This is a genomic window from Alcaligenes sp. Me129 (genome assembly GCF_050487245.1).
GTDB lineage: Bacteria > Pseudomonadota > Gammaproteobacteria > Burkholderiales > Burkholderiaceae_B > Alcaligenes > Alcaligenes phenolicus.
The window spans coordinates 211,676-233,966 of the sequence record NZ_JBKQGX010000007.1 but is presented as its reverse complement, the minus strand read 5'-3'; the positions used below and the strand labels follow the sequence as shown (position 1 = coordinate 233,966).

The window sequence follows — 22,291 nt, the reverse complement described above, 5'->3', positions numbered from 1 at the left end:
GGCTAGTACGGGGCGGGGCAGGCACCGCACTGGTGGGCGATGCCCAAACCGTGGCCCAGCGCTTGCAGGAATACATAGACCTGGGTGCGGACTCCTTTGTGCTCTCGGGCTACCCCCATCTGGAAGAATCCATACGCTTTGCCGAGCTGGTGTTTCCACTTCTGGGCAAACGGGCCGTCACCGTCAGTGATCGCGCCCAGACCGGCGGCGCCTTTGACGCACGCGGTGTTCAAAATCAGCAACTTTCCTCTGCATCATGAGCCAGAAAATAATCGATCTACGCTGCCGACCTGCCTTTCTGCACAAGTTTTTCGGGGCTGAACCTGGTACGCCAGAGCATGCCACCGCGCGCTGGCTAAACCGCCGCGTTGGCACTCGTGGCAGCGATACTCACTTTGAAAAGTCACTTAGCCAGGAAGGCTTTCTGGAAGAAGTGCGCCAGGCCGGACTAAGTAAAGCGGTCGTCGTAGGCCGCCACACACCGTCGCAACATTTGCCCAACGACACCATTCATCAGATCGTGCACGGACACGATGAATTGCTGGGCATTGCCGGTATTGATCCGGCTCTGCAAGGCGAGCAGCAAGCCCTGGCCGAGGCAGAACGCGCCATCAAGGAGCTGGGCTTGTCCGGCATTGATATCGAGCCGGGTTTTGGTGTTCCAGCACGTCACCCCGATGACCCGGTTTACTGGCCCGTTTACGAACTGGCGCGCCACCTGAAAGTACCCGTCTTTTTGATGAGTGGCCCCACCACGCCGGACCCGCGCTACAACGACCCGGCCGGGCTGGCCAAAGTGGCCAAAGCCTTCCCGGATCTGCCTTTAGTGGTCTATCACGGCTATTGGCCCAATGTGCAACAGGCCATAGGCCTGGCCTTTCTGCACGAGAACGTGCATCTGGTGCCGGATATGTACATTTTCCAGCCGGGAAACGAGGGCTATGTGCAGGCAGCCAATAGCTTTCTGTCCGAGCAATTGCTGTTTGGCTCGTCCTATACCTTCCGCCCGATTCGACAGAGTATTGAGGACTTTCAACAGCTGGGCTTCAAGGACAGCATTCTGGACAAGCTGTTTTATGACAATGCAGCCAGGCTGTTTCAGCTGCCCAGGTAACGCTGGCGGCTTTGACTCATCCAGGACAAACGTCAGGCGCAGAGCAAGATGCACACCAGGAGGGGCGAGACCATCTCCCCTTTTTTGACGGTGTCCCTTGGAGCCTATCGACGTCTTCGCCCTAAAAACACCCAAGTGACATTAACGATATCGCCACAGTCTGCTCGCCTGTCATCAATGCATCGGTCTCCGAGCGTACCAAGCAAAAGGGCACGAATGATTCGTGCCCTTTTGCTTCCAAGAGGCGGCCCCGCCTCTGGCCGCATCAGCTCAACTCCCCTTGGTCCCCACATGCCAGTAGTACACAGGCTCGGCCTCGTTCAGCAAAATATCCCCCACTGAACGGGCCTTGTAGATCACCGGGTTGTGCGAGGCCAAGGCCCGCGCATTACGCCAATGCCTATCCAGGCGACGGGACTCCTCCAGGGCAGTAGAACCACCCACATCGAATAGACGCGTGGCCGCCCGCAAGACGGGTTCCACGACAGCCGCTTGCGCCTGTGCCGTGCGCAGTTCCAGAGCATCCAGAGTTGCGAGGGGCACTTCCAGGCCTGCCTGCCGCTGATCCGCAATGCTTTGTAAATGCGTGGCCACATCACGCACCACCAACTGGGCGATATAGGCCGTGCTGGCCAGTTCCCCCACGATATGCTGCACCAAGGGATCATCCTTGGGCAGCGCGGCACTGCCGTGGCTAAAGACACGTTTGCGCGCCTGTACATAGGCCACTGCATCACGCTGCACGGCTTGGGCGATACCCGCCAAGGTCGCCAAATGCACCAGCTGAAAATAAGCCACCAACGGTGTGGGTTCCTGACGCGGAAAACGGATGATGGCGCTCTCGGGCACGAGCACATCTGTCAGTACCGTTGTGCCGGAGCCCGTCAGCCTTTGGCCAAAGCCATGCCAGTCATCCAGACGCTCCACCCCTTCCTGATCGGTGGCGACCACGGCATGTACCGTTTCATCCTCCTTCTCCGTTCCTGTGCTGCGAGCCACCACCGTGACCCAATCCGCGTACAAGGTGCCCGTGCTGTAGAACTTGCGGCCATTCAGACGCCATTGACCGGCCTGCTCTGGATCGGGCTCCAGCGTGGTTTGCAACTGGCCTACAGCGCCCAAACCAGTCTCGGTCGTGGCATTACCAAAAATCGCCCCTTGGCCTGCCAATGGCAGCCACTGCGCTTGCGTGACCTCATCCCGATCAATCAACAAGCGGTCGATGAAGCCAAAATGCGGTCGCAGAATTTGGGCCACATTTGAATCCGCCGCGGCCAGTTCCTGAAACAGCTCAAAGAACACGGGGATGGAGACGCCACTACCACCCCATTGAGGCGGCACGCGCAGAGCCGTAAAACCACTGTCTTTCAACCAAAGAATGGGGGCGTAAGCCAAGGTACGGGTATGCTCGCGCTCCGCCGCAGTATCGGCAATGCGCTGAAAGAGGGCGCTGAAACGGGCACGCAAGGCGCCCAGATCGGAAGCTCGTGCACTTGCTGGCTCTGCCCTTTCTGGCACAGTCCGGCGTGGCGCAACATCAGAGGTCAAAACGGCAGTGTCAGTAATCATGATGTGCAGCCCTCAAGGAACCTGCGTAATGGAGGCATGACCCGCCGTCTTCCACGGCAAGGCATACAGCTTTTTGTCTCCTGCAAAAGACCTGTCGATCTGCGCGGCCACGGCAGGGGAGTTTTGATAAAGATCCACAAACTGGCGTATGCGCGGATCCTCTCTATGGCTGCTCCGCGCCACAAAGCGAATCGCGTAGTACAGGTCATCCACTGTGGAATACTGCAAGGCCTTGCTGGCCAGCTCGGCCTGCCCGGCGTTCACAAAATGGGCTGGATAACCTTGGACCAAGGGCAGGTCATCGGCTGCGCGCACCAATTGCGGCCCTTCGACTTCCACAATGCGCAGCTTTCTGGGGTTGGCCGTCACATCATGAATCGAGGCACGCGCAGCTGCCCCCTCTTTCAGCTGAATCAGGCCAGCCGTCTGCAAAAGCAGCAGGCCGCGCGCCTGATTCACCGGATCACTCGCCACCCCAACAGAAGCGCCTTCGGGCAGCGCATCCAAGGACGAATACTGCTTGGAATACAAGCCAATATTGGGCAATAAACCATAAGCCACACTTTCAATGGCATAGCCGCCTTCCTTGACGGCATTGTCCAGGAAAGCCTGATGCTGGAAGTAATTCAAATCCAGATCCCCGGAGGCCAAGGCCGTATTGGGCGTGGTCCAGTCGGTGAACTCAATCACCTCGACCTCCAGACCCTGTTTCTTGGCCTCCTTGGCTGCCACGGCAACAGAATCGGCCAAAGAGCCGGGCGTGACGCCGATTTTCAATGCAGCAGCAGACACATGGCCCGCTAGGCTCAAAGCTGCCAAGGCAAACACGGCACGAATAGAAAAACGGGCAAACAACATGATCCTGACCTTAAAAAAGGGGTCGTAAAAAATGATCCAACGCAGCAGATACTGGCTCTTTCTCGCCTTAATCAGCTTGCCTGCAAGGCAGAGGTAGCGGCCTCATCCGATCCCGCCTCCGGGGTCGAACCGGGCACCAAATGCCGCCACTGCGCGGCAGGGTGCGTGGCAGATACCCGATCTCCTTGTCCAAACAATTGCTGGCGCAGGGTTCCACCTTCATACGCCGTGCGATAGCGGCCCCGGTTTTGCAGCTCGGGCACGATGTAGCTGGCAAAGTCTTCCCAGGTTTCGGGCACGACGATGCGGGTCAGATTGAAGCCGTCGATCTCGCCTTCATCAATCCAGGTGCTTAGCGCATCCGCCACTTGCTGCGGGTCCCCCACAATGGTTTTGTAGCGGCTACCCAGCGTGAATTGCTCCAGCAGCTTGCGGCGCGTCGTCCAGCCTTGTTTCTGGGCTGCGGCCGCTGCGGATTGAATCGCGTTGCTGGGGCCAAAGCTGATGGGTTCATCCAGGTCATACTGGGCAAAGTCCACGCCGGTACTGGCCGCAAAATGCGCCAGGCCGCCCTCGGAACTGGCATGGGCCAGATAGTCGGCATACTTCTCTTTAGCCTCGGCTTCCGTAGCACCCGTAACGACCGCTACACCCGCATAAATCTTCAGGTCCTGCGCTTGCCGTCCCGCATTGACCGCTGCCTGACGCAGCTTGCGGGACGAGTCCCTGGCCGCTTCCGGGTCCCGCGCACCGATGAAAACCCCTTCAGCATGTTGCCCGGCAAACTGCAACCCCCGCGCCGAGGTGCCTGCTTGGAACAGCAGAGGCGTGCGCTGAGGAGAGGGCGCGCTCATATGAATTGCATTGCTGCGATAAAACGGCCCTTCGTGATGCACGGTATGCACTTTCTCGGGCAGGGCATGGATACGACGCTGCTTGTCGGCAATCAGCGCGCCATCTTCCCAGCTGCCTTCCCACAGCTTGTAAGCCAATTGCAGAAAGTCCTCGGCCCGGTCGTAACGACTGTCGTGTGCATCCAGACCATCCTGCCCCAAACCCCGCGCTCCGCTATCCACATAGCCAGTCACGATGTTCCAGCCTATGCGGCCATTGCTTAGCTGATCCAGCGTGCTGACATCGCGTGCGAAGGTGTAAGGGTGATGCGCCGCCACTGACGCTGTCAGACCAAAGCCAATATGTTGCGTGACGGCTGCCATGGCCGAGACCAGCAGCCAGGGGTTGTTCACCGGTAGTTGAATACCCTCGCGCAGCGTCAAGTCCACACCTTGCTGGTAAACGTCGTAATAGCCGACCACATCCGCCAGAAAAATGCCGTCGAACAAGCCTTTTTCCAGCGTTTGGGCCAGATCCGTCCAGTACTTCAGAGTGTGATACTGCGTGGATTGATCACGCGGATGCGTCCACAAACCATGGTGGATGTGGCCGACGCAATTCATGTTGAAAGCGTTGATATGGATGTGTTTCTTGGGCTGCGTCATGGGGCATTCTCCTTGCTTAATGCGGCAACCAGGTCAGGCGATACAGCTTTTTCTCGCCCTGGTAGAACTGATCGATTGCCTCGCGCACGGCAGGCGATGTTTTGTAGACCTCCAGGAACTGGGCAATGCGCGGGTCTTTCGTCCTGTCGCTACGGGCCACAAACTGAATCGCCCAGGAATCGTCCTCGTAACTGGTCAAGGACAAGGCTTTCGTAGCATCAAAGGCTTTGGAGGCCAGGATGAAATACGGAAAGCCCTGAGCCAGATCCACGTCCTGCGTGGCACGTGCCAATTGCGGGCCTTCCACTTCCACAAACTTCAGGTTCTTGGGGTTGGAAACAATGTCATCGGGAGTGCCCAGCAAGCCGGTCTCGGGGCGCAGCGTGATCAAACCTGCATGCTGTAACAGACGCAACCCACGGCCTACGTTGACGGCGTCACTGGCAATCGCCACTTTTGCGCCATCGGGCAAATCGGCCAGCGTGGCGTGCTTGAGAGAATACAGGCCCAGGTAAGACAAAATGCCCGGCTGCACGCTGACCAGCTTGAAGCCCTTGTCGCGCACCGCATTGGCCAGGTAATTACTGTTCTGGTAGTAGTTCAGATCAATATCGCCCGCATCCAGCGCCACATTCGGTGTGGCCCAATCGGTAAATTCGATCACCTGCACATCTACCCCCTGCTTCTTGGCTTCCTGAGCGGCAACGGCCACCGAGTCCGCAAAAATGCCGGGAACAACGCCGATTTTCAATGGCGCAGCGGTCGCTGTGCTGCTCAACAAAACGGCAGTAGAAACCAGGCTAAACGCCGTCAGTTTTTTCAAAATCTTCGAGATAGTCATCAATCAACATCCAGATAAAAGAGAAAGGCTCGTGGCCTGGAAAACAGGCCATATCGAAGCGCATATGTGTCTTGCTAGAACGTATTTACTGACATGCTTTGAGCCATACTGCGCAACGCTTCTTCACCCCTGCAGCCATACCCAAACACAGCTTTCCAGGTGGCATCACAAAGCACCATGACGCGGCGGGCGCACGCCATTCAGGGCGTAATTGCCAATGGCGTGATACTTCCAGCGCACCGGGTCATGCAGGGTATGGACGCGGGCGTTGCGCCAGTAGCGATCCAGCCCATGCTGGGCTTGCGTAGCGCTGGTACCCCCCAGTTCAAACAGCTTGCTGCCTGCCAGCACACTGGCGCTGGTAGCCAGGGCTTTGGCCTGCGCAACGGCAATGGAGGCCTGAGCCACGCTGTCCTCATCCGGTGCTTGCTGGGCGGCGTCCACAAAGCGGGCGGCGCGGGCCAGTAGCGCTTGCGCGGCACGCAAACGCACATGCACATTGCCCACCTCCTGCAGCAGCAAGGGGTCCTGTGCGGCGGTATCCACGCCAGCGGTAATCCAGGGACGGCTGTGCTCGCGGATAAAGGGCAAGGTGGCCTCGAAAGCCCCTTGGCCTATGCCCAAATCCAGTGCTGCATGGATGATCTGGGCATAGGGGCCAATGGTGGTCGGACGCTCGAAGGAGTCCGTGAACGGCACGACCCATTGCGGCTGCACAGGAACACGTGTGAACTCCACCGAGCCGCTGCCTGTCACACGTTGGCCAAAGCCGTCCCAATCGTCTGTCAGCGTGACGCCTGCAGCCCCACGCGGTACAAAAACCAGATACAGGCGGCCTTCATCAGACGAGGTCGTCAGCGTGGGAATCCAGTGTGCAAACAGCGAACCCGTGCAATAGAATTTGCGGCCATCCACAAACCAGCCATCGGGTTCTTTCAGCAATTGCGTGCGACGGACAAAGTCCTTCTTGCCGATCTCTGCCAATGCATTGCCAAAGCGTTTGCCTTGCAGCACCTGATCGTAGAAAAAGGCCTTTTGCTCGTGCGTCGCCCCCACGCGCAACACTTCCAACGCGTAATAGTGGTTTTGCGGGATATGGCCAAAGTTGCCATCGGCCTTGGCAATGCGCTGCACGACACGGGTGAGCACATCGGCGGAAACGCCCGCGCCGCCGTATTCTTTGGGGACCGTAATGCCCCATAAGCCACTTTGACTGAATTGCTCCACCTCTCGATGCGGCAAGATACGGTCGCGGTCACGTTCCAGCGCATCCTGGGCAATGAATTGTGCAAACTGCTCGGCGGCTTGCAGCGCTTCGGCCTCGGACTGGATGATGTGTACGGATGTAGAAAGCTGTGTAGTCATGGCCTCAATTCCATTGGTGATAAGACGGCGAGGCGCCATTGAGCAGATAATTGCCCAGCAAGTGATATTTCCAGCGCACCGGGTCATGCAAGGTGTGCACACGGGCATTGCGCCAGTGGCGGTCCAGGTTATGAGCTGCACGGGTGGACGACGAGCCGGCCAAGGCAAAGAGCTGTTCGCTGGCATTCAGGGCCGCTTCCGTCGTCAGGATTTTGGCCTCGGCAACGGCTACAGAAGCACGGGCGCTGCTGTCTGCATCCACGGGCTTGGCGGCCAATTCATCCAGCAAACGCGCTGCCTCCAGCAAGACTTCCTGAGCAGCATCCACCTCAATCTGCAAGGCCCCGACTTCCTGAATGATATGAGGGTCCTGCGTGGCACTGGCCACACCCGAATCGGTCCAGGGGCGCGCACGATTGCGGACAAATTCCAGTGCATCCTGCAAGGCCCCCTGAGCGATACCGGCATCAATACTGGCTTGAATCAGTTGAGAAATAGGACCCGATAGGGAAGGCTTGTCCGCAAAACGCCAGCTTTCCAGCACATGCTCTTCCTCGACCAGGACCTGGTCGAACACCACACTGCCACTGGCGGTGGTGCGTTGCCCAAAGGCATTCCAGTCATCAATCACCTGCACGCCGGGCGCATCACGACGCACCCAGACCTGCACGCCACGGCCTTGCTCATCCGCAGCCCGGAAAGGAATCCAATGGGCGAACAAGGCCCCGGTTGAATAAAAGCGTGTGCCGCTAACGCGCAAGCGGCCATCCGCTGCCCGAGCAAGATGGGCAGTGATGTCGGTAATCACCGCTGCCTTGCCCTTTTTTTCCGGCCCGCCATTACCTAAACGCGCGCCTTGCAGCACCGCCTTGAACCAACGCTGCTTTTGAGATTCAGTGCCGGTGTCTTTCAGGTTCTGGATCAGCGCGAAATGGTTTTGCGGGATCTGACCCAGAGAAGGGTCAGCCGCGCTGATGATGGCAAAAACCTGCGCCAGCGTTTCGTTGGAGGCTCCCAGGCCGCCATAGGCTTTGGGGATAGTGATGGCACCCAAGCCGCTGGCGGTATAGCGCTCTATCTCGTCCCAGGGGAGCTGGCGCAGGCGATCGCGCTCGGCCGCAGTTTGGGCAAATTCAGCAGCCAATTGCCGGGCAATGGCGATGGCTTCGGCTTCACTGCCAATCACATGAGGCTGTTGGGGGGGCAAGGGCAGACGCGGCTTTGCAGATGCTTCGGGCAAAGCTCCGCCCTGAGTAATCCGATCATTCATACGGCACTCTTTTCAATGACTAAAAACGGTAGGGATAGGCGACGCCACTACATGCAGCGCCAGCCCTTGGCTAAATTTGGATCAACGGGCACGCAGCCATTGCACGTAACGGTCGCCAGCAAACTGCACTACGGTCACTAGTGCGATCAGCACGGCAATCACAATCAGCATCACCTGCGTGTCAAAACGCTGGTAGCCATAGCGGATTGCCAAGTCACCCAGACCACCGGCACCGACCGCACCGGCCATGGCCGACGAGCTGATCAAAGCCACGATAGTGATGGTGAAACCACCCACAATGCCGGGCAGCGCCTCGGGCAAGTAGACATGGCGCACGATGTCCCACTTCTTGCAGCCCATGGCTTGAGCCGCTTCAATCAGGCCCGAGTCCACCTCGCGCAGGCTGACCTCGGCAATACGGGCAAAGAAAGGCGTGGCGCTGATTGCCAAGGGCACAATGGCCGCCCACACCCCAATCGTGGTGCCTGCCAGCAAGCGCGTGAAAGGAATCAGCGCAACCAGCAAAACAATGAAGGGCGTGGCCCGGAAACCATTGACCACGCTACCCACCGCCCGGTTGATCTTGGGCGACTCCCAAAAGCCATGGGGGGCCGTCACAATCAAGAGCACCGCCAGCGGAATACCGGCCAGAAAGGCAATGCCCCCAGACACGCCCACCATCATCAACGTGTCCAAAAAAGCCTGCCAATAACGCTCAGCGGGGATACTCAGATTCCACAACATATCCAATGTCCTCAATGTGATGCGCGATGGCCGCCGGGCCTTGCGTCAAAGATGTCAAATCGGGCAGGCTCACATGCCCCTCAATGGCGACCAGCAAACGTCCATGTGCATGGCCCTGAATGCGGTCCACGCCACCATGCACCAGCTGCGGCTGACCGGGCAGGCTGCGGGCAATGCGCAGCAAATCCGGCTCCCAGCCGCCTTCGCCGCTATAGCTCAATTGCAGAATGCGACTGTACGTGCCGGATTTAGGAGGCTGCTGCACCAGACGTGCCTGCAGATCCTCTGGCAGTGTGTGCTGCAAGGGGGCCAGCAGCGCCTTGGTGGCGTCATGCTGCGGTTTGCCAAACACACGCCAGACCTCGCCCAGCTCGGCAATGCGGCCTTTTTCCAGCACCAGCACGCGGTCGGCAATTTCACGGATCACACTCATCTCGTGCGTAATCAGCACGACGGTGATGCCCAGACGGCGGTTAATGTCCTTGAGCAGACTCAGAATGGACTGTGTGGTCTCCGGGTCCAGTGCCGAAGTGGCCTCATCGCACAGCAAAATCTCCGGGCCGGTTGCCAAGGCGCGAGCAATGCCCACACGCTGCTTTTGCCCACCCGACAAACGACTGGGATAGGTATCGGCCTTATCTTGCAAGCCGACCAGTTGCAGCAGTTCCTGAACACGCTGAGCAATGTCTTGTGCCGACACCCCGGCCACCTTCAAGGGCAAAGCCACGTTCTCGTACACCGTTTTGGCAGACAACAAATTGAAGTGCTGAAAAATCATGCCAATGCGGCGACGCAGCTGCACCAGCTCCGACTCATTCAGACGGGCAATGTCCACGCCATCTACCAATACCTGGCCGCTGCTTGGGCGCTCCAGCCGGTTGATGGTGCGCAGCAAACTGGATTTACCCGCGCCACTGCGACCAATAATGCCGAAGATGCTGCCCGGCTCTATGTCCAGATCAATGTCCTGCAAGGCAGGCACAGCGCCTGCCGAGGACTGATAAATCTTGGACAGATTACGAAAGGCCACGCTGCCTGCCTTGACGACGCTGGGTTGCTGTTCCAGTTCCGCTTTGACAGACGCACTGGCCTTGTGAACCTCGCGCTGTCCTGCGGCCTGTTCGGCGGTATCGCGCAACTCGTCCAAATTACGCCGTAGTGCTGATGTGTATGCCATATCACTTGCTCGCTGTGGTGCTGCCTTGCCAGGGCAAGGTGTACAGATGGGGGTTGTGATCAAAGCGGTCTGCAATCGTGTTGCGTACCGCTTGCGACTGCTGGAACAGCTCCACGAACTGTTTCAGGGCAGGGTCGTTGACGCGATCTTTGCGCGTAACAAAACCCATTGCATAAAAGGTGTCGGCAATGCCGGAATAGACCAAGGCCTTGCCCGCATCCGCCTTGCGGCCAGCGCTGACGAAATAGCTGGGCCAGACGACAGCCAGGTCCACATCCGGCAGGGAATGGATCAGTTGCGGGCCTTCAATTTCCACCAGCTTGAGCTGCTTGGGGTTGTCCACCACATCATTGACCGTAGCCCCGGTATTCAGACCATGGCGCAAGGTAATCAGGCCCGCTTTTTGCAGCAGCAACAGGCCACGGCCCTGATTGACCGGATCATTCGGCAAGGACACGGTTGCGCCCTTGGGAACCTGGTCCAGAGACTGATACTTGTTCGAGTACAGGCCAATGTTTTGCAGCAAGCCCAGACCGATCAATTCCAGGTCGTAACCACGCTCTTTGATGGCATTGTTCAAAAAGGCTTCGTGCTGGAAGAAATTCACATCAATATCGCGGTTGTTGACAGCCTCGTTGGGCAGCGTCCAATCCGTAAATTCCACCAACTGAATATCCAGACCCTGCTTCTTGCCTTCCGGGATCAGCGCTTGCACCGCATCCGAGGTTGCACCAGGAATGGAGCCCACTTTAATCACGGCGGCAGAGCTGCTGAACGGCAGGGCAGCGGCAAACAGAATGCCCAGCGTCCAACGCTGCACGCGAGAGGAGAAAATCGCCGTCATTATTTCGCCCCTCCTTGTGCATTCAGCCAGGCCAGGGTGTAGAGGCGCTCGTCGTTATTGAATGCCGCACGCGACACGTCACGCACAGACTGCGAGTTTTGATAGATGGAAATGAACTTTTGAATGACAGGATCGTTAGTACGGTCCGCTTTCACCACGAACTGAATGGCAAACTGCGCATCTTCAATACCCGAGTAGGCCAGACCACTGGAAGGATCAAAGGCTTTGGCCGCCACGATGAAATGCGGATAGCCCTGGGCAATATCCACATCACCCGTAATACGCACCAGCTGCGGGCCTTCCACTTCCACAAAGCTGAGCTTTTTGGGGTTCTCGACAATGTCATCCAGGCTGCCCAGATAACCGACCTCTGGCTTGAGCTTGATCAGCCCAACTTTTTGCAGCAAGAGCAGACCACGCCCCTGGTTCACGGGATCGTTGGCAATGCCTACCTTGCCGCCCTGAGGGACCTGATCCACCGCCTGATGCTTGAGCGAATACACACCCACATTGGCCAAAATACCCGTGCCCGCGCTGGCCAGCTTGTAGCCGTTTTTCTCGATGGCGTTCTTCAGGAAAGGCTGATGCTGGAAGTAATTGATATCAATATCGCCGTTATCCACCGCCACATTGGGCGTGGTCCAATCGGTGAACTCGATCACCTCGACATTGATGCCTTGGGCCTTGGCATCCTTGGCCGCGGCATTGATGGAATCGGCATAGGCGCCCGGCACCACGCCAATGCGTAAAGAATCGGCGGCAATGGCCGGAGAAACAGCCAGCACAAGGGCACTAGCTACGATGAGTTTGGACAGATGCTGGAGCATGGTAAACAGTGCCTCACGAGGTGGGCCTGCGCTTGCAGGCAAATCTTGGAAGCTTCTATTACATCGACTCCATTCTCCTGACACCACAACAGAACAATCATTTACTTATGCTGGCTAACTGCTGGATGAAATTACCTCAAGTTATTGATATTTATATTATTTTTGAAAATAAACTAAATACTGCCAACGATGGCATTTGTGATATTTCATGCGCGTTTCAAGTTAGTCGTGGGAGTGCAAGAACAGGGGTCACAAATGTTTTTTGCCGTCCTCCGCACAATTTTCCAAAACTTATATCAAGGAACTTAACTTATAATTAACTTATATTTTGTCCATGAACTCGATATTCTGGACACCCAAAGCCGCCAAACAACTGCGCAAGATCGACAGGCAACACCAGGGCGCTATCCGCGACGGTGTCGGCAACTTGGCTGACATGCCCAATTGCTCCGGATCGCAGAACATCAAAGCGCTGACGAATCACCAGTATGGCTATCGCCTGCGCATCGGAAACTATCGCGTCCTGTTTGATTGGGACGTAGAGATAAGAATTATCGACATCCAGGAAGTGAGAAAGCGCGATGAACGCACGTACTAATATTCAGATCATCAATGGCCCGGACGGCAATCCCGCTTTTGTCGTGATTCCCTACGAAGACTACATCGCCAGCCAGACCCAAGACGGCGGGCTGATCCCCCACGCCGTCGTCAGCAGCACGATCGACGGTGCAACGCCGGTTCGGGCATGGCGTGAACACCTTGGGCTGACACAGGCAGAGCTGGCCACTCGTCTGGGTATCAGCCAATCTGCCTATGCACAGCAGGAAAGCAGCGAACGACTGCGAAAAAGCAGCCTGGAGCGCATTGCAGCTGCGCTTGGGATTACACCTGAGCAACTCGACTTCTAAGCCAGGAACGGCAGCTTGCAGGTCCCCTCCAAGCCGCCAGACCCGCAGGGCTACAAAAATCCAAAGACCAAAAAAAATCCGCCCGAAGGCGGATTTCTTTACAGCAAGCTGACCGCTTAGCCGCGAACCTTGACCAGGATTTCGTCCAGCCAGGCCAACATCAGGTCGATTTCGTCGGCCGTGATGTTCAGAGCTGGCATGAAACGCAGCAGGTTAGGACGTGGCGAGTTCAGCAACATGCCTTCTGGAGCACGGTCGCGGGCAGCAGCCACGATTTCCGGGCCGTCGTCCTGATCCAGGATCAGAGCACGCAGCAGGCCTTCGCCACGCTCACCGTTCATGCCCCACTTGGCGCTGATGGCCAGCAGGCCTTCGGACAGCTGCTTGGCGCGGGCGTTGACCGACTCCAGGAAGCCAGGAGCAGCCAGTTCGTCGAACACGGCTACGCCAGCAGCGGTCATCAGGGGGTTACCGTTGTAGGTACCGCCCTGGTCGCCTGGCTGGAAGCAGGACACTTCTTCGCGGGCGCATAGTGCCGACAAAGGCACGCCACCACCAATGCCTTTACCCAAGGTCATGATGTCAGGACGGATGCCCGAGTGTTCGTAGGCAAACATGGTGCCGGTACGGCCCATGCCGGTTTGCACTTCGTCCACGATCAGCAGCAATTTGTGCTCGTCGGCCAGAGCGCGCAGACCCTTCATGAATTCCACGGTCGCAGGAATAACACCGGCCTCGCCCTGTACGGGTTCGAGCATGATGCCCACGGTTTGATCGTCGATCAGCGCGCGCACGGATTCCAGATCGTTCAGTTTGGCTTTAGGAAAGCCGTCGACCTGTGGAGCAAACATGCGATCCCAGCCGGGCTTGCCGGACAGGGACATGGTGGCCAGGGTACGGCCATGGAAAGAGTGCTCAAAAGAAATGATCTTGTAAGCGTTGTTCTTGTTGATCTGACCCCATTTGCGCGCCAGCTTGATGGCGCCTTCGTTGGCTTCGCCACCACTGTTGGCAAAGAACACGCGATCAAAGCAGGAGTGTTCCACGATGCGTTTGGCCAGCTCGATAGAGGGCTCGTTGTAGAACGCAGGCGAGGGGTTGATCAATTTGGACGCTTGTTCGGTGATCGCCTTGATCACGTTGGCAGGGCTGTGGCCCAGCGCGTTCACGGCCCAGCCCTGGACGGTGTCCAGGTATCGCTTGCCGTTGTGATCTTGCAGCCAGGAACCTTCTCCTCGCACAAAGACCAACTCCGGACGCTGGGTAATTTCCATTAATGCACGTACACCGGCCCGATCGAATTCCATAACGGCAAACCTTGATGAAAATGAAAGAAGAAAAAATAAACCAGCCCGGCGGCTGGACAATTAATTCTAACGCAGCACACCCCCGGCAGGACGCTTATGCCTGGGACAATGGTCATCTGGCCGTGGATTGTCCCTTTTCTGGTACACATCCGCGCCCTGGCAGGCGCCAAAGCGTTTTAAGCCTGAAATCTTTGCACGGTATCGGGGTGGGAGTCGCCGGGACGCGCTTGTATAAAACCTGTCATCCAAGCAGCCTTCCAAAGATCTGCCTGCCTAAAACAAACCGTCCAGATCCAGTTGACGAGGCTGCTCCTGCGGCATTTCACTGATGGGCAGCAGAGCGCTGGCTTTCACACCCAGCAAACGCAAGCGTCTGTCCAGCACGGCGCGCTTCAGATTCTGGCGGGCGGCGGCCAGAATGGCATCTGCCGCCAGCACCGGCGCGGGCAGTGACAGGTCGCGCGTCACGGTTTTGAAGTCCTCGAACTTCAGCTTGATGCCTATGGTTTGGGCGCACATGGCGGATTTGCGTAAATCCTGCTCCAGCTTTTCACACAGGGACTCCAGCACGGCAGACAGGCGGGACCGATCCATGCGCACGTGCAGATCACGCTCGAAGGTGGTTTCACGACTGATGGATTTAGGCGTGCGGTCGGTGGATAAGGGGCGCTCGTCCTGGCCTTGGGCCACGGCCATCAGCCATTGCGCGTAGCGCAGGCCAAAATGTTCCTGCAATTTTTCTGCAGGTGTGGCGGCCAGTTCCCCGATCTTCTGTATGCCCATTTCCGTCAGTTTCACGACCGACTTGGGACCAATGCCATTGATCTTGCCCACGGCCAGCGGCCAGATGCGGGTAGGCACATCGTCCATGGTCAACACGCAGGCCCCATTGGGCTTGTTCAGTTCTGAGGCAATTTTGGAGAGCAGCTTGTTGGGCGTAATGCCTACCGAACAGGTCAGGCCGGTGGCCTGGTTCACGGCTTGTCGAATCTGCTCGGCCAGTTCGTGGCTGTCTTCGGTTTTATGGCTAAGGTCTACATAGATCTCGTCGATACCCCGATCCTCGATATGGTCCGAGACCGTGGCCACGGCCTGTTTAAACAAGCGCGAATAATGGCGGTAAGCTTGAAAATCGGCAGGCAGCAAGATGGCATCAGGGGCCAGTTGGGCCGCCTTCATTAAACCCATGGCCGAGAACACACCCAGCTGACGCGCTTCATAGGTCGAAGTCGTGGCCACCCCGCGCCCAACATAATCGGCCAGACGGGCATGTTGCCAGCTGCCATCGGGCAATTGCCTGGGCGCATCAGCACTGCGCCCGCCAATCACCACGGGACTGCCGCGCAAATGCGGGTAGCGCAACAGCTCCACCGAGGCATAAAACGCATCCATATCCACATGAGCGATACGCCGCTCCAGAGGTTTTTCTTCTTGTGCCGCCACCTTGATCAGCCCGTTAACTGTATATATGTACACCATTATAGCGACAAGTCTGCGGTGCACCGAGAGCCACTGAATAAGCGCCGGGATGATATAAATCACTAAACATCATTAAGCTGACAGCAGGCTGAAACTACGTATTGAATCGGCAGCAAGCGCCCGGTTACTATGCAGCCTCTCTATCAGCGACACCAAGCACCCCAACAGGAGGTTTTCATGAAAAAAACAGTATTGGCTGCTGCGCTGGCAGCTCTGGTCGCCCTGCCCTTGGTGGGCCACAGCAAAACGCTTACCTGGTCCAGCCAGGGCGACTTCATGACGCTGGACCCACACGCACAGAACGAAAACCTCACGATCACAGGCAGCATGTATGTCTATGAGGCGCTGGTGGACTACGACAAGGATTTCCAGATTGTGCCCAGCCTGGCCACGGCCTGGGAACAGCGCGAACCTACTGTGTGGCGCTTTACGCTGCGCGAAGGGGTGAAATTCCACGATGGCGCTCCCTTTACCGCCGATGACGTGGTGTTCTCCATTCAGCGCGCCATGGCCCCTACGTCCAACTTCAAGGCCTACGTGAACGGCATCGTCAAGGCTGAAAAAGTGGACGACAAGACGGTGGACATCATCACTGCCGCGCCCAACCCGGTTCTGCTGCGCCAATTGACCAGTGTGTTCATCATGAACAAGGCCTGGTCGGAAAAGAACAATGTCACCCAGCCCCAGGACTTCAACAAGAACGAAGAAACCTTCTCGGCTCGCAACACCAACGGCACTGGCCCTTACAAGCTGAAGTCGCGTGAAGTGGACGTGCGCACCGTCTTTGTCGAAAACGAAGAATGGTGGAACAAGGGCAACAAGGTGGGTAACGTCACCGAAGTGATCTACGTACCCATCAAGCAGAACGCCACCCGTACCGCCGCCTTGCTGTCGGGCGAAGTAGACCTGGTTCTGGACCCGCCTGCGCAGGACTTGCAGCGTCTGCGCCAGCAAACCAAAATTGTGGAAGGCAACGAGTACCGCACCATCTACCTGGGTCTGGACCAAAAGAATCCGGAACTGAAGTACAGCAGCATCAAGGGCAAGAACCCCTTTGCTGATCAACGTGTGCGTGAAGCCCTGTATGTGGCCATCGACATTGAAGCCATCAAGAAAGCCGTGATGCGCGGTTCTTCCGCCCCCACCGGCACCATGGTGGCCCCTCAGGTTCACGGCTACACCAAGGAATTGGCCCAGCGCCTGCCTTACAGCCAGGATCGTGCCAAGGAACTGCTGAAAGAAGCCGGTTACGACAATTCCCTGACCTTCACCCTGGATTGCCCGAATGATCGCTACATCAACGATGAAGCCATCTGCCAGGCCATCGTGGGCATGTGGGCCAAGGTCGGCGTGAAAGCCAACCTGAACGCCATGCCACGCGCCACCTACTTCCCCAAGGTACAAAGCTTTGACTCCAGCGCCTACATGTTTGGCTGGGGCGTGCCGACCTTTGATGCGCTGTACACCCTGCAAAGCCTGATGCACAGCAAGGGCGAGGGCGCTGACGGCTCCTTTAACTTTGGTGGCTACGAAAACGCCGAAGTGGACGCCTTGATCGACCAGATCAAGACCGAAACCGACACCGCCAAGCGCGATGCCGCCATCCACAAGGTTCTGGAAATTCATGCCAAGGAAGTAGGCCACATTCCCCTGCATGACCAGATCATTCCTTGGGCCATGGCCAAGAAGGTCAACGTGGTACATCGTGCGGACAACCGCATGCTGGCCCAATGGACCACCATCGACTAAGTTGTTTTCATACCCCAGCCCCGCCTCCGTGCGGGGCTGGTTCCCATTACGCTGTAGTCATCCGTTTCTACACCAGCCCCCTTGCCGGGCCCTTTCTACACATTAAGGACGACACTGGTCGCGAGTGATCCTCGCGCTCTACCAGGAGACCGCCTATGCTGGTATTTATTATTCGCCGTCTGATCCAGGCTGTTCTGGTGATGCTGACGGTCAGCCTTCTGGCTTTTGTGCTGTTCCGCTACATCGGTGACCCGGTCACCATCATGCTGGGACAGGACGCCACCGAACAAGATCGCGTGGAACTGCGTGCCAGCCTGGGGCTGGACCAACCCGCCCCCGTGCAATTCGGACGCTTTGTGTCCCAGGCCGTACAAGGCGAATTTGGCCTGTCCCTGCGGCAAGCCCAACCGGTTTCCACCCTGCTCAAAGACCGCCTGCCTGCCACCGTAGAACTCTCCGTGGTGGCCGCCATACTGGCCTTGCTGATAGGCCTGCCACTGGGCGTGTACACCGCCTTGAAGCGTAATGGTTTCATGGCGCAAAGCATTCTGGCCTTTTCATTGCTGGGCATATCACTGCCCACCTTCCTGATCGGTATCTTGCTGATCCTGATCTTCTCCGTGCAATTGGGCTGGCTGCCCAGTTATGGCCGGGGCGAAGTCCTGAAGTTTGGCTGGTGGAGTACCGGCCTGCTTAGCTGGGACGGGATCAAGCATTTGATCCTGCCCGCCATCACGCTCTGTTTGTTCCAGCTCACGCTGATCCTGCGTCTGGTGCGCTCCGAGATGCTGGAAGTACTGCGCGCCGACTACATCAAATTTGCTCGTGCCCGTGGCCTGTCGCAACGCGCCATCCACTTTGGTCACGCTCTGAAAAACACCATGGTGCCGGTTATCACCATCACGGGGCTGCAACTGGGCGGCATCATCGCCTTTGCCATCGTGACGGAAACCGTTTTCCAATGGCCGGGCATGGGTCTGCTGTTTATCCAGGCCGTGCAATTTGCCGACATCCCCGTGATGGCGGCCTATCTCTGTCTGATTGCCCTGGTATTTGTTGTGATCAACCTGCTGGTAGACCTGCTGTACTTCCTGGTCGATCCACGTCTGCGCACCCAATTGTCGGGCGCCAAGGGGCACTAATATGTTCGCTAAATTGAAAACCGCCTGGGATAGCGATCTGGTCTGGTCCTGGCGTCATTCCCCCGTGGCCATTGCGGCCACCATCATGGCCTTGCTGCTGTTTATCGGCGCGCTGGGTGCCCGCTGGGTGGCTCCTTACGATCCCTTCGATCTGACCTCCATCGATCTGATGGATGCCTTGCTGGCCCCGGCCTGGTCGGAAAACGGTTCGCCCCAATACTGGTTGGGAACAGACAGCCAGGGCCGTGACCTGTATTCGGCCCTGTTGTACGGGACGCGCACCTCCTTGCTGATCGGTCTGGCCTCGGTAGCCTTGTCCATGGTGGTCGGCATTGTGCTGGGCCTGCTGGCCGGTTACTCCGGTGGCCGTGTGGATGCCTTCATCATGCGTGTGGCCGATGTGCAGCTGTCCTTCCCGGCCATCCTGATTGCCTTGCTGATCGACGGGGTGGCCCGTGCCGTGTTCCCCTTGAACATGCACGATGTAGTCGCCTTCCCGGTGCTGATCGGGGCGATTGCGCTGGCCGGTTGGCCGCAATATGCCCGTACCGTGCGTGGCTCCACGCTGGTGGAGAAAAACCGTGAATACGTACAGGCTGCCCGCGTGATTGGCGTGTCCTCCCCGCGCATCATGTTCAGCCATGTGCTGCCCAATGTGATGGGCCCCGTGCTGGTGCTGGCCACCGTGCATCTGGCCACCGCCATCATCACCGAAGCCACGCTGTCCTTTCTGGGCGTCGGCGTTCCGGCCACCTCGCCTTCTCTGGGCACCCTGATCCGGATCGGTAACGACTTCCTGTTCTCGGGCGAATGGTGGATCACGATTTTCCCTGGCCTGATGCTGGTGCTGCTGGTGCTGTCGGTCAACCTCCTGGGCGACTGGTTGCGTGACGCCCTGAACCCCAAATTGAGCTAAGCCATGACTGCACTCTTAACTGTCCAAGACCTGTGTGTCGAATTCCCGACCCGGCGTGGTGTGCTCCAAGCCCTGGATCATGTGTCCTTTTCCATCGCCCCCGGCGAAGTGCTGGGTGTGGTGGGGGAGTCCGGTGCCGGCAAATCCCTGACGGGTTCCTCCATTATTGGCTTGCTCGATGCCCCCGGTCGCATCAGCGGCGGCCAGATTCTGCTGGAAGGCGAGCGCATCGACAATCTGAACCAGGACCAGATGCGCAAGATTCGTGGCCGCAAGATTGGCGCGATTTTCCAGGACCCGCTGACCTCGCTGAACCCACTCTATACCGTGGGTCATCAACTGGCTGAAACCATCGTCACGCACCTGCCTCTGTCCTGGAAACAGGCACAGGAACGCGCCATCGAATTGCTGGAAGCTACCGGCATTCCGGCAGCGCGCGAGCGTATCGACCACTATCCGCACCAGTTCTCCGGCGGCATGCGCCAACGGGTGGTGATTGCGCTGGCCCTGGCGGCCGAGCCCAAGCTGATCGTGGCAGACGAACCTACTACTGCACTGGACGTGTCAATTCAGGCGCAGATTATCGACCTGCTGAAAAAGCTCTGTCGCTCGCAAGGCACCTCGGTCATGCTGATTACCCACGATATGGGGGTGATTGCGGAAACCGCCGACCGCGTGGCCGTGATGTACGCCGGTCGCATTATCGAGATCGGCCCTGTACAGGATGTAATCCAGAAACCCAGCCACCCTTATACCCGTGGCTTGATGCGTTCCATTCCCAATCTGCACGCGGGGCTGGAGCGTCTGGAGCAAATCCCCGGCAGCATGCCGCGCCTGAACGCTATTCCGCCCGGCTGTGCCTTCAATCCGCGTTGTGATCGTCGCTTTGATCGCTGCCTGGTCGAACGCCCCGAGCTGTTGCCTGTTCCCCCACAAACACAGGCGGCCTGTTGGCTGCATGCACAGGAGTCCGCATGAGCGCCCCTAAACAAGCCCTGGTCCAGGTCAAGGACGCTGCCTGCTGGTTTGATGTGTCCCCGCCCTTGCTGGAACGCCTGGTCTACCGCAAACCAAAGGTAAATCTGCGCGCAGTAGACGGTGTCAGCTTCACCCTGAACAAGGGTGAAACCCTGGCGCTGGTGGGTGAGTCCGGCTGCGGGAAATCCACCGTGGCCCGTCTGCTGACCGGCCTGTATTCGCTGACACGTGGCGAGATTCTGTTTGATGGCCAGTCCCTGCAAACCATGGACAAGGCCAGCCAGAAGGCCATGCGCAAACGCCGTCAGATGATTTTCCAGGACCCCTATGCCAGCCTGAATCCTCGCTGGCGCGTGGGCCGCATCATTGCCGAACCACTGGTCACCCACACGGACATGAGCCGCGCCCAGCAAGACGCCAAAGTGGCTGAGCTGCTGACGCAAGTGGGCCTGAACCCCAGCGACGCCCAGCGCTACCCGCACCAGTTCTCCGGCGGCCAACGCCAGCGTATTTCCATTGCCCGTGCTCTGGCTCTGCAACCCGAGTTCATCGTCTGTGACGAGCCCACCTCGGCGCTGGACGTGTCGGTGCAGGCACAGGTCCTGAACCTGATGAAGGATTTGCAGCGCGAACTGGGGCTGACCTATCTGTTCATCTCACACAACCTGGCCGTGGTGCATCACGTGGCCGACCGGGTTGGCGTCATGTATTTGGGCCGGATTGTGGAAATTGCGCCACGCGACGATTTGTTCGCGCAGCCTCGCCACCCCTACACGCGCATGTTGCTGGGAGCCATTCCTGACATGAGCGGAGCGGGCAAAAGCCGCATCCCGGTCGCCGGTGAAGTGCCTAATCCACTGAACCCGCCATCGGGCTGTACCTTCCATCCACGCTGCCCGCTGGCCAATGATCGCTGCCGCCGCGAAGCCCCGGCTTTGCTGCAAACCGGGCAGCACGAAGTGGCTTGTCATGCTGTAGAAGAAGGGCGCGATCAGGCCTGATCGCTTGCGATGCCAACAGTAAAACCGCCCACGGCAACTTGCCGAATGGGCGGTTTTTTCTGATAATTGAGAATTATTCTCAGTTCTCATTGCCCGATTCTCTACCATTTTTCTGGTCGAGCAGGCACCACTGGAACGCATCATGCACAATGCCGCCTTCTCACCCGACACGGAATCGCTCTACCGGAATTACCACGGCTGGTTGCATAGCTGGCTACGACGCAGGCTAGGTAATTCCTTCGATGCGGCCGATCTGGCCCAAGACGTTTTTGTCCGACTGCTACAGAAACCCCGTCAATTCGGCAGCGAGCCCGAAGCCCGTGTGTATTTGCGGCTCATGGCCAATGGCATGTGCGTGGACTTATGGCGACGCCGTCAGATTGAACAAGCCTGGCTGGAAGAGCTGGCCAACCGCCCGGCCGCCCTGGTTCCTTCTGCCGAACACCAGGCCCTGGTGCTGGAAGCCCTGCAAGAGATAGACAGCATGTTGCGCACCCTGCCCGCCAAAGTGGGCAATGCCTTTTTCATGGCCATGGCCGACGGCATGAGCAACCGGGAAATTGCAGAGGCGCTGGGCGTGTCCACACGCATGGTGCACCGATACCTTAGCCAGGCCATGCTGTGCTGCCTGAAGCTGGAAGCCCGCCATACCGCCTCTGACATGCCCGTGCATCAGGCCTCCAGCCTGCCCGAGCCACGCTGA

Annotated in this window: 21 protein-coding genes and 1 pseudogene; 10 read left to right on the top strand and 12 right to left on the bottom strand. The window is 58.0% G+C overall.

All coding sequences use genetic code 11. The features are described 5' to 3' along the window. Together ACLPGZ_RS10055 and ACLPGZ_RS10050 are read left to right on the top strand one after the other, a co-directional pair. Positions 1–260, top strand: a pseudogene (locus tag ACLPGZ_RS10055) (alkanesulfonate monooxygenase); the annotation flags it as partial. Then, entirely contained in the window at positions 257–1,114 is an 858-nt protein-coding gene (locus tag ACLPGZ_RS10050) for an amidohydrolase family protein (protein ID WP_254002521.1), read from the top strand. The pseudogene ACLPGZ_RS10055 and the gene ACLPGZ_RS10050, both read left to right, overlap by 4 nt. A gap of 270 nt (positions 1,115–1,384) precedes the next feature. On the opposite strand, the gene ACLPGZ_RS10045 is transcribed toward ACLPGZ_RS10050, so the two are convergent. The 10 genes from ACLPGZ_RS10045 to ACLPGZ_RS10000 all read right to left on the bottom strand — a co-directional run bounded on the left by ACLPGZ_RS10045 (position 1,385) and on the right by ACLPGZ_RS10000 (position 12,108). Next, positions 1,385–2,683 (bottom strand): acyl-CoA dehydrogenase family protein, encoded by a 1,299-nt coding sequence (locus ACLPGZ_RS10045; RefSeq protein ID WP_429641179.1) that lies wholly within the window; start codon positions 2,681–2,683, stop codon positions 1,385–1,387. Between the two features lie 12 nt (positions 2,684–2,695). After that, positions 2,696–3,541 (bottom strand): MetQ/NlpA family ABC transporter substrate-binding protein, encoded by an 846-nt coding sequence (locus ACLPGZ_RS10040; protein WP_052159247.1) that lies wholly within the window; start codon positions 3,539–3,541, stop codon positions 2,696–2,698. Positions 3,542–3,612: 71 nt separating this feature from the next. Further along, entirely contained in the window at positions 3,613–5,040 is a 1,428-nt protein-coding gene (locus ACLPGZ_RS10035; protein ID WP_060186585.1) for an LLM class flavin-dependent oxidoreductase, read from the bottom strand. 16 nt (positions 5,041–5,056) lie between these two features. Further along, positions 5,057–5,881, bottom strand: coding sequence for a MetQ/NlpA family ABC transporter substrate-binding protein (locus ACLPGZ_RS10030; protein ID WP_137431080.1), 825 nt, complete (start codon positions 5,879–5,881; stop codon positions 5,057–5,059). Between the two features lie 165 nt (positions 5,882–6,046). Next, complete coding sequence (locus ACLPGZ_RS10025) at positions 6,047–7,246, bottom strand: SfnB family sulfur acquisition oxidoreductase (protein ID WP_239054957.1); 1,200 nt, start codon at positions 7,244–7,246, stop codon at positions 6,047–6,049. Positions 7,247–7,250: 4 nt separating this feature from the next. Then, a complete protein-coding gene (locus tag ACLPGZ_RS10020) occupies positions 7,251–8,516 on the bottom strand; it encodes an SfnB family sulfur acquisition oxidoreductase (protein WP_429641178.1) in 1,266 nt (421 codons plus the stop codon). An 81-nt stretch (positions 8,517–8,597) separates the two neighbouring features. Then, positions 8,598–9,260 carry a methionine ABC transporter permease gene (locus tag ACLPGZ_RS10015; protein ID WP_009461203.1) on the bottom strand — a complete coding sequence of 221 codons (663 nt, stop codon included), beginning with the start codon at positions 9,258–9,260 and terminating at the stop codon, positions 8,598–8,600. Further along, positions 9,232–10,437, bottom strand: a complete 1,206-nt coding sequence (locus ACLPGZ_RS10010) for a methionine ABC transporter ATP-binding protein (protein WP_226349114.1) — start codon at positions 10,435–10,437, stop codon at positions 9,232–9,234. Before ACLPGZ_RS10010 ends, ACLPGZ_RS10015 begins: the two co-directional genes overlap by 29 nt. Before the next feature lies 1 nt (position 10,438). Beyond that, positions 10,439–11,281, bottom strand: a complete 843-nt coding sequence (locus ACLPGZ_RS10005; RefSeq protein ID WP_429641176.1) for a MetQ/NlpA family ABC transporter substrate-binding protein — start codon at positions 11,279–11,281, stop codon at positions 10,439–10,441. Continuing rightward, positions 11,281–12,108 carry a MetQ/NlpA family ABC transporter substrate-binding protein gene (locus ACLPGZ_RS10000; RefSeq protein WP_083055295.1) on the bottom strand — a complete coding sequence of 276 codons (828 nt, stop codon included), beginning with the start codon at positions 12,106–12,108 and terminating at the stop codon, positions 11,281–11,283. The genes ACLPGZ_RS10005 and ACLPGZ_RS10000 overlap by 1 nt, the downstream gene beginning before the upstream one ends. A gap of 334 nt (positions 12,109–12,442) precedes the next feature. On the opposite strand from ACLPGZ_RS10000, the gene ACLPGZ_RS09995 reads away from it, so the two are divergent. After that, on the top strand, positions 12,443–12,706 hold the full coding sequence (locus ACLPGZ_RS09995) for a type II toxin-antitoxin system RelE family toxin (RefSeq protein ID WP_035269329.1): 264 nt from the start codon (positions 12,443–12,445) through the stop codon (positions 12,704–12,706). Then, entirely contained in the window at positions 12,690–13,016 is a 327-nt protein-coding gene (locus tag ACLPGZ_RS09990; protein WP_035269331.1) for a helix-turn-helix domain-containing protein, read from the top strand. Before ACLPGZ_RS09995 ends, ACLPGZ_RS09990 begins: the two co-directional genes overlap by 17 nt. A 116-nt stretch (positions 13,017–13,132) precedes the next feature. Here the strand turns inward: ACLPGZ_RS09990 and ACLPGZ_RS09985 are convergent, their stop codons facing one another. Both ACLPGZ_RS09985 and dinB read right to left on the bottom strand, forming a co-directional pair. Then, complete coding sequence (locus tag ACLPGZ_RS09985) at positions 13,133–14,323, bottom strand: acetylornithine transaminase (RefSeq protein WP_009461207.1); 1,191 nt, start codon at positions 14,321–14,323, stop codon at positions 13,133–13,135. A 273-nt stretch (positions 14,324–14,596) separates the two neighbouring features. After that, on the bottom strand, positions 14,597–15,802 hold the full coding sequence (gene dinB / locus ACLPGZ_RS09980; RefSeq protein WP_081055435.1) for a DNA polymerase IV: 1,206 nt from the start codon (positions 15,800–15,802) through the stop codon (positions 14,597–14,599). A gap of 177 nt (positions 15,803–15,979) precedes the next feature. On the opposite strand from dinB, the gene ACLPGZ_RS09975 reads away from it, so the two are divergent. The 6 genes from ACLPGZ_RS09975 to ACLPGZ_RS09950 all read left to right on the top strand — a co-directional run bounded on the left by ACLPGZ_RS09975 (position 15,980) and on the right by ACLPGZ_RS09950 (position 22,291). Then, on the top strand, positions 15,980–17,551 hold the full coding sequence (locus ACLPGZ_RS09975) for an ABC transporter substrate-binding protein (protein WP_088451577.1): 1,572 nt from the start codon (positions 15,980–15,982) through the stop codon (positions 17,549–17,551). A 155-nt stretch (positions 17,552–17,706) separates the two neighbouring features. Continuing rightward, positions 17,707–18,693: an ABC transporter permease gene (locus ACLPGZ_RS09970; RefSeq protein WP_009461210.1), complete on the top strand. Its 987-nt coding sequence runs from the start codon at positions 17,707–17,709 to the stop codon at positions 18,691–18,693. A 1-nt stretch (position 18,694) separates the two neighbouring features. Further along, the gene (locus ACLPGZ_RS09965) at positions 18,695–19,609 is read left to right on the top strand and encodes an ABC transporter permease (RefSeq protein WP_009461211.1); all 915 of its coding nucleotides are present in this window, start codon (positions 18,695–18,697) and stop codon (positions 19,607–19,609) included. Positions 19,610–19,612: 3 nt separating this feature from the next. After that, complete coding sequence (locus tag ACLPGZ_RS09960) at positions 19,613–20,587, top strand: ABC transporter ATP-binding protein (RefSeq protein WP_083055176.1); 975 nt, start codon at positions 19,613–19,615, stop codon at positions 20,585–20,587. Then, positions 20,584–21,588, top strand: a complete 1,005-nt coding sequence (locus tag ACLPGZ_RS09955; protein WP_060186592.1) for an ABC transporter ATP-binding protein — start codon at positions 20,584–20,586, stop codon at positions 21,586–21,588. The genes ACLPGZ_RS09960 and ACLPGZ_RS09955 overlap by 4 nt, the downstream gene beginning before the upstream one ends. A 142-nt stretch (positions 21,589–21,730) precedes the next feature. Beyond that, the gene (locus tag ACLPGZ_RS09950; RefSeq protein ID WP_009461214.1) at positions 21,731–22,291 is read left to right on the top strand and encodes a sigma-70 family RNA polymerase sigma factor; all 561 of its coding nucleotides are present in this window, start codon (positions 21,731–21,733) and stop codon (positions 22,289–22,291) included.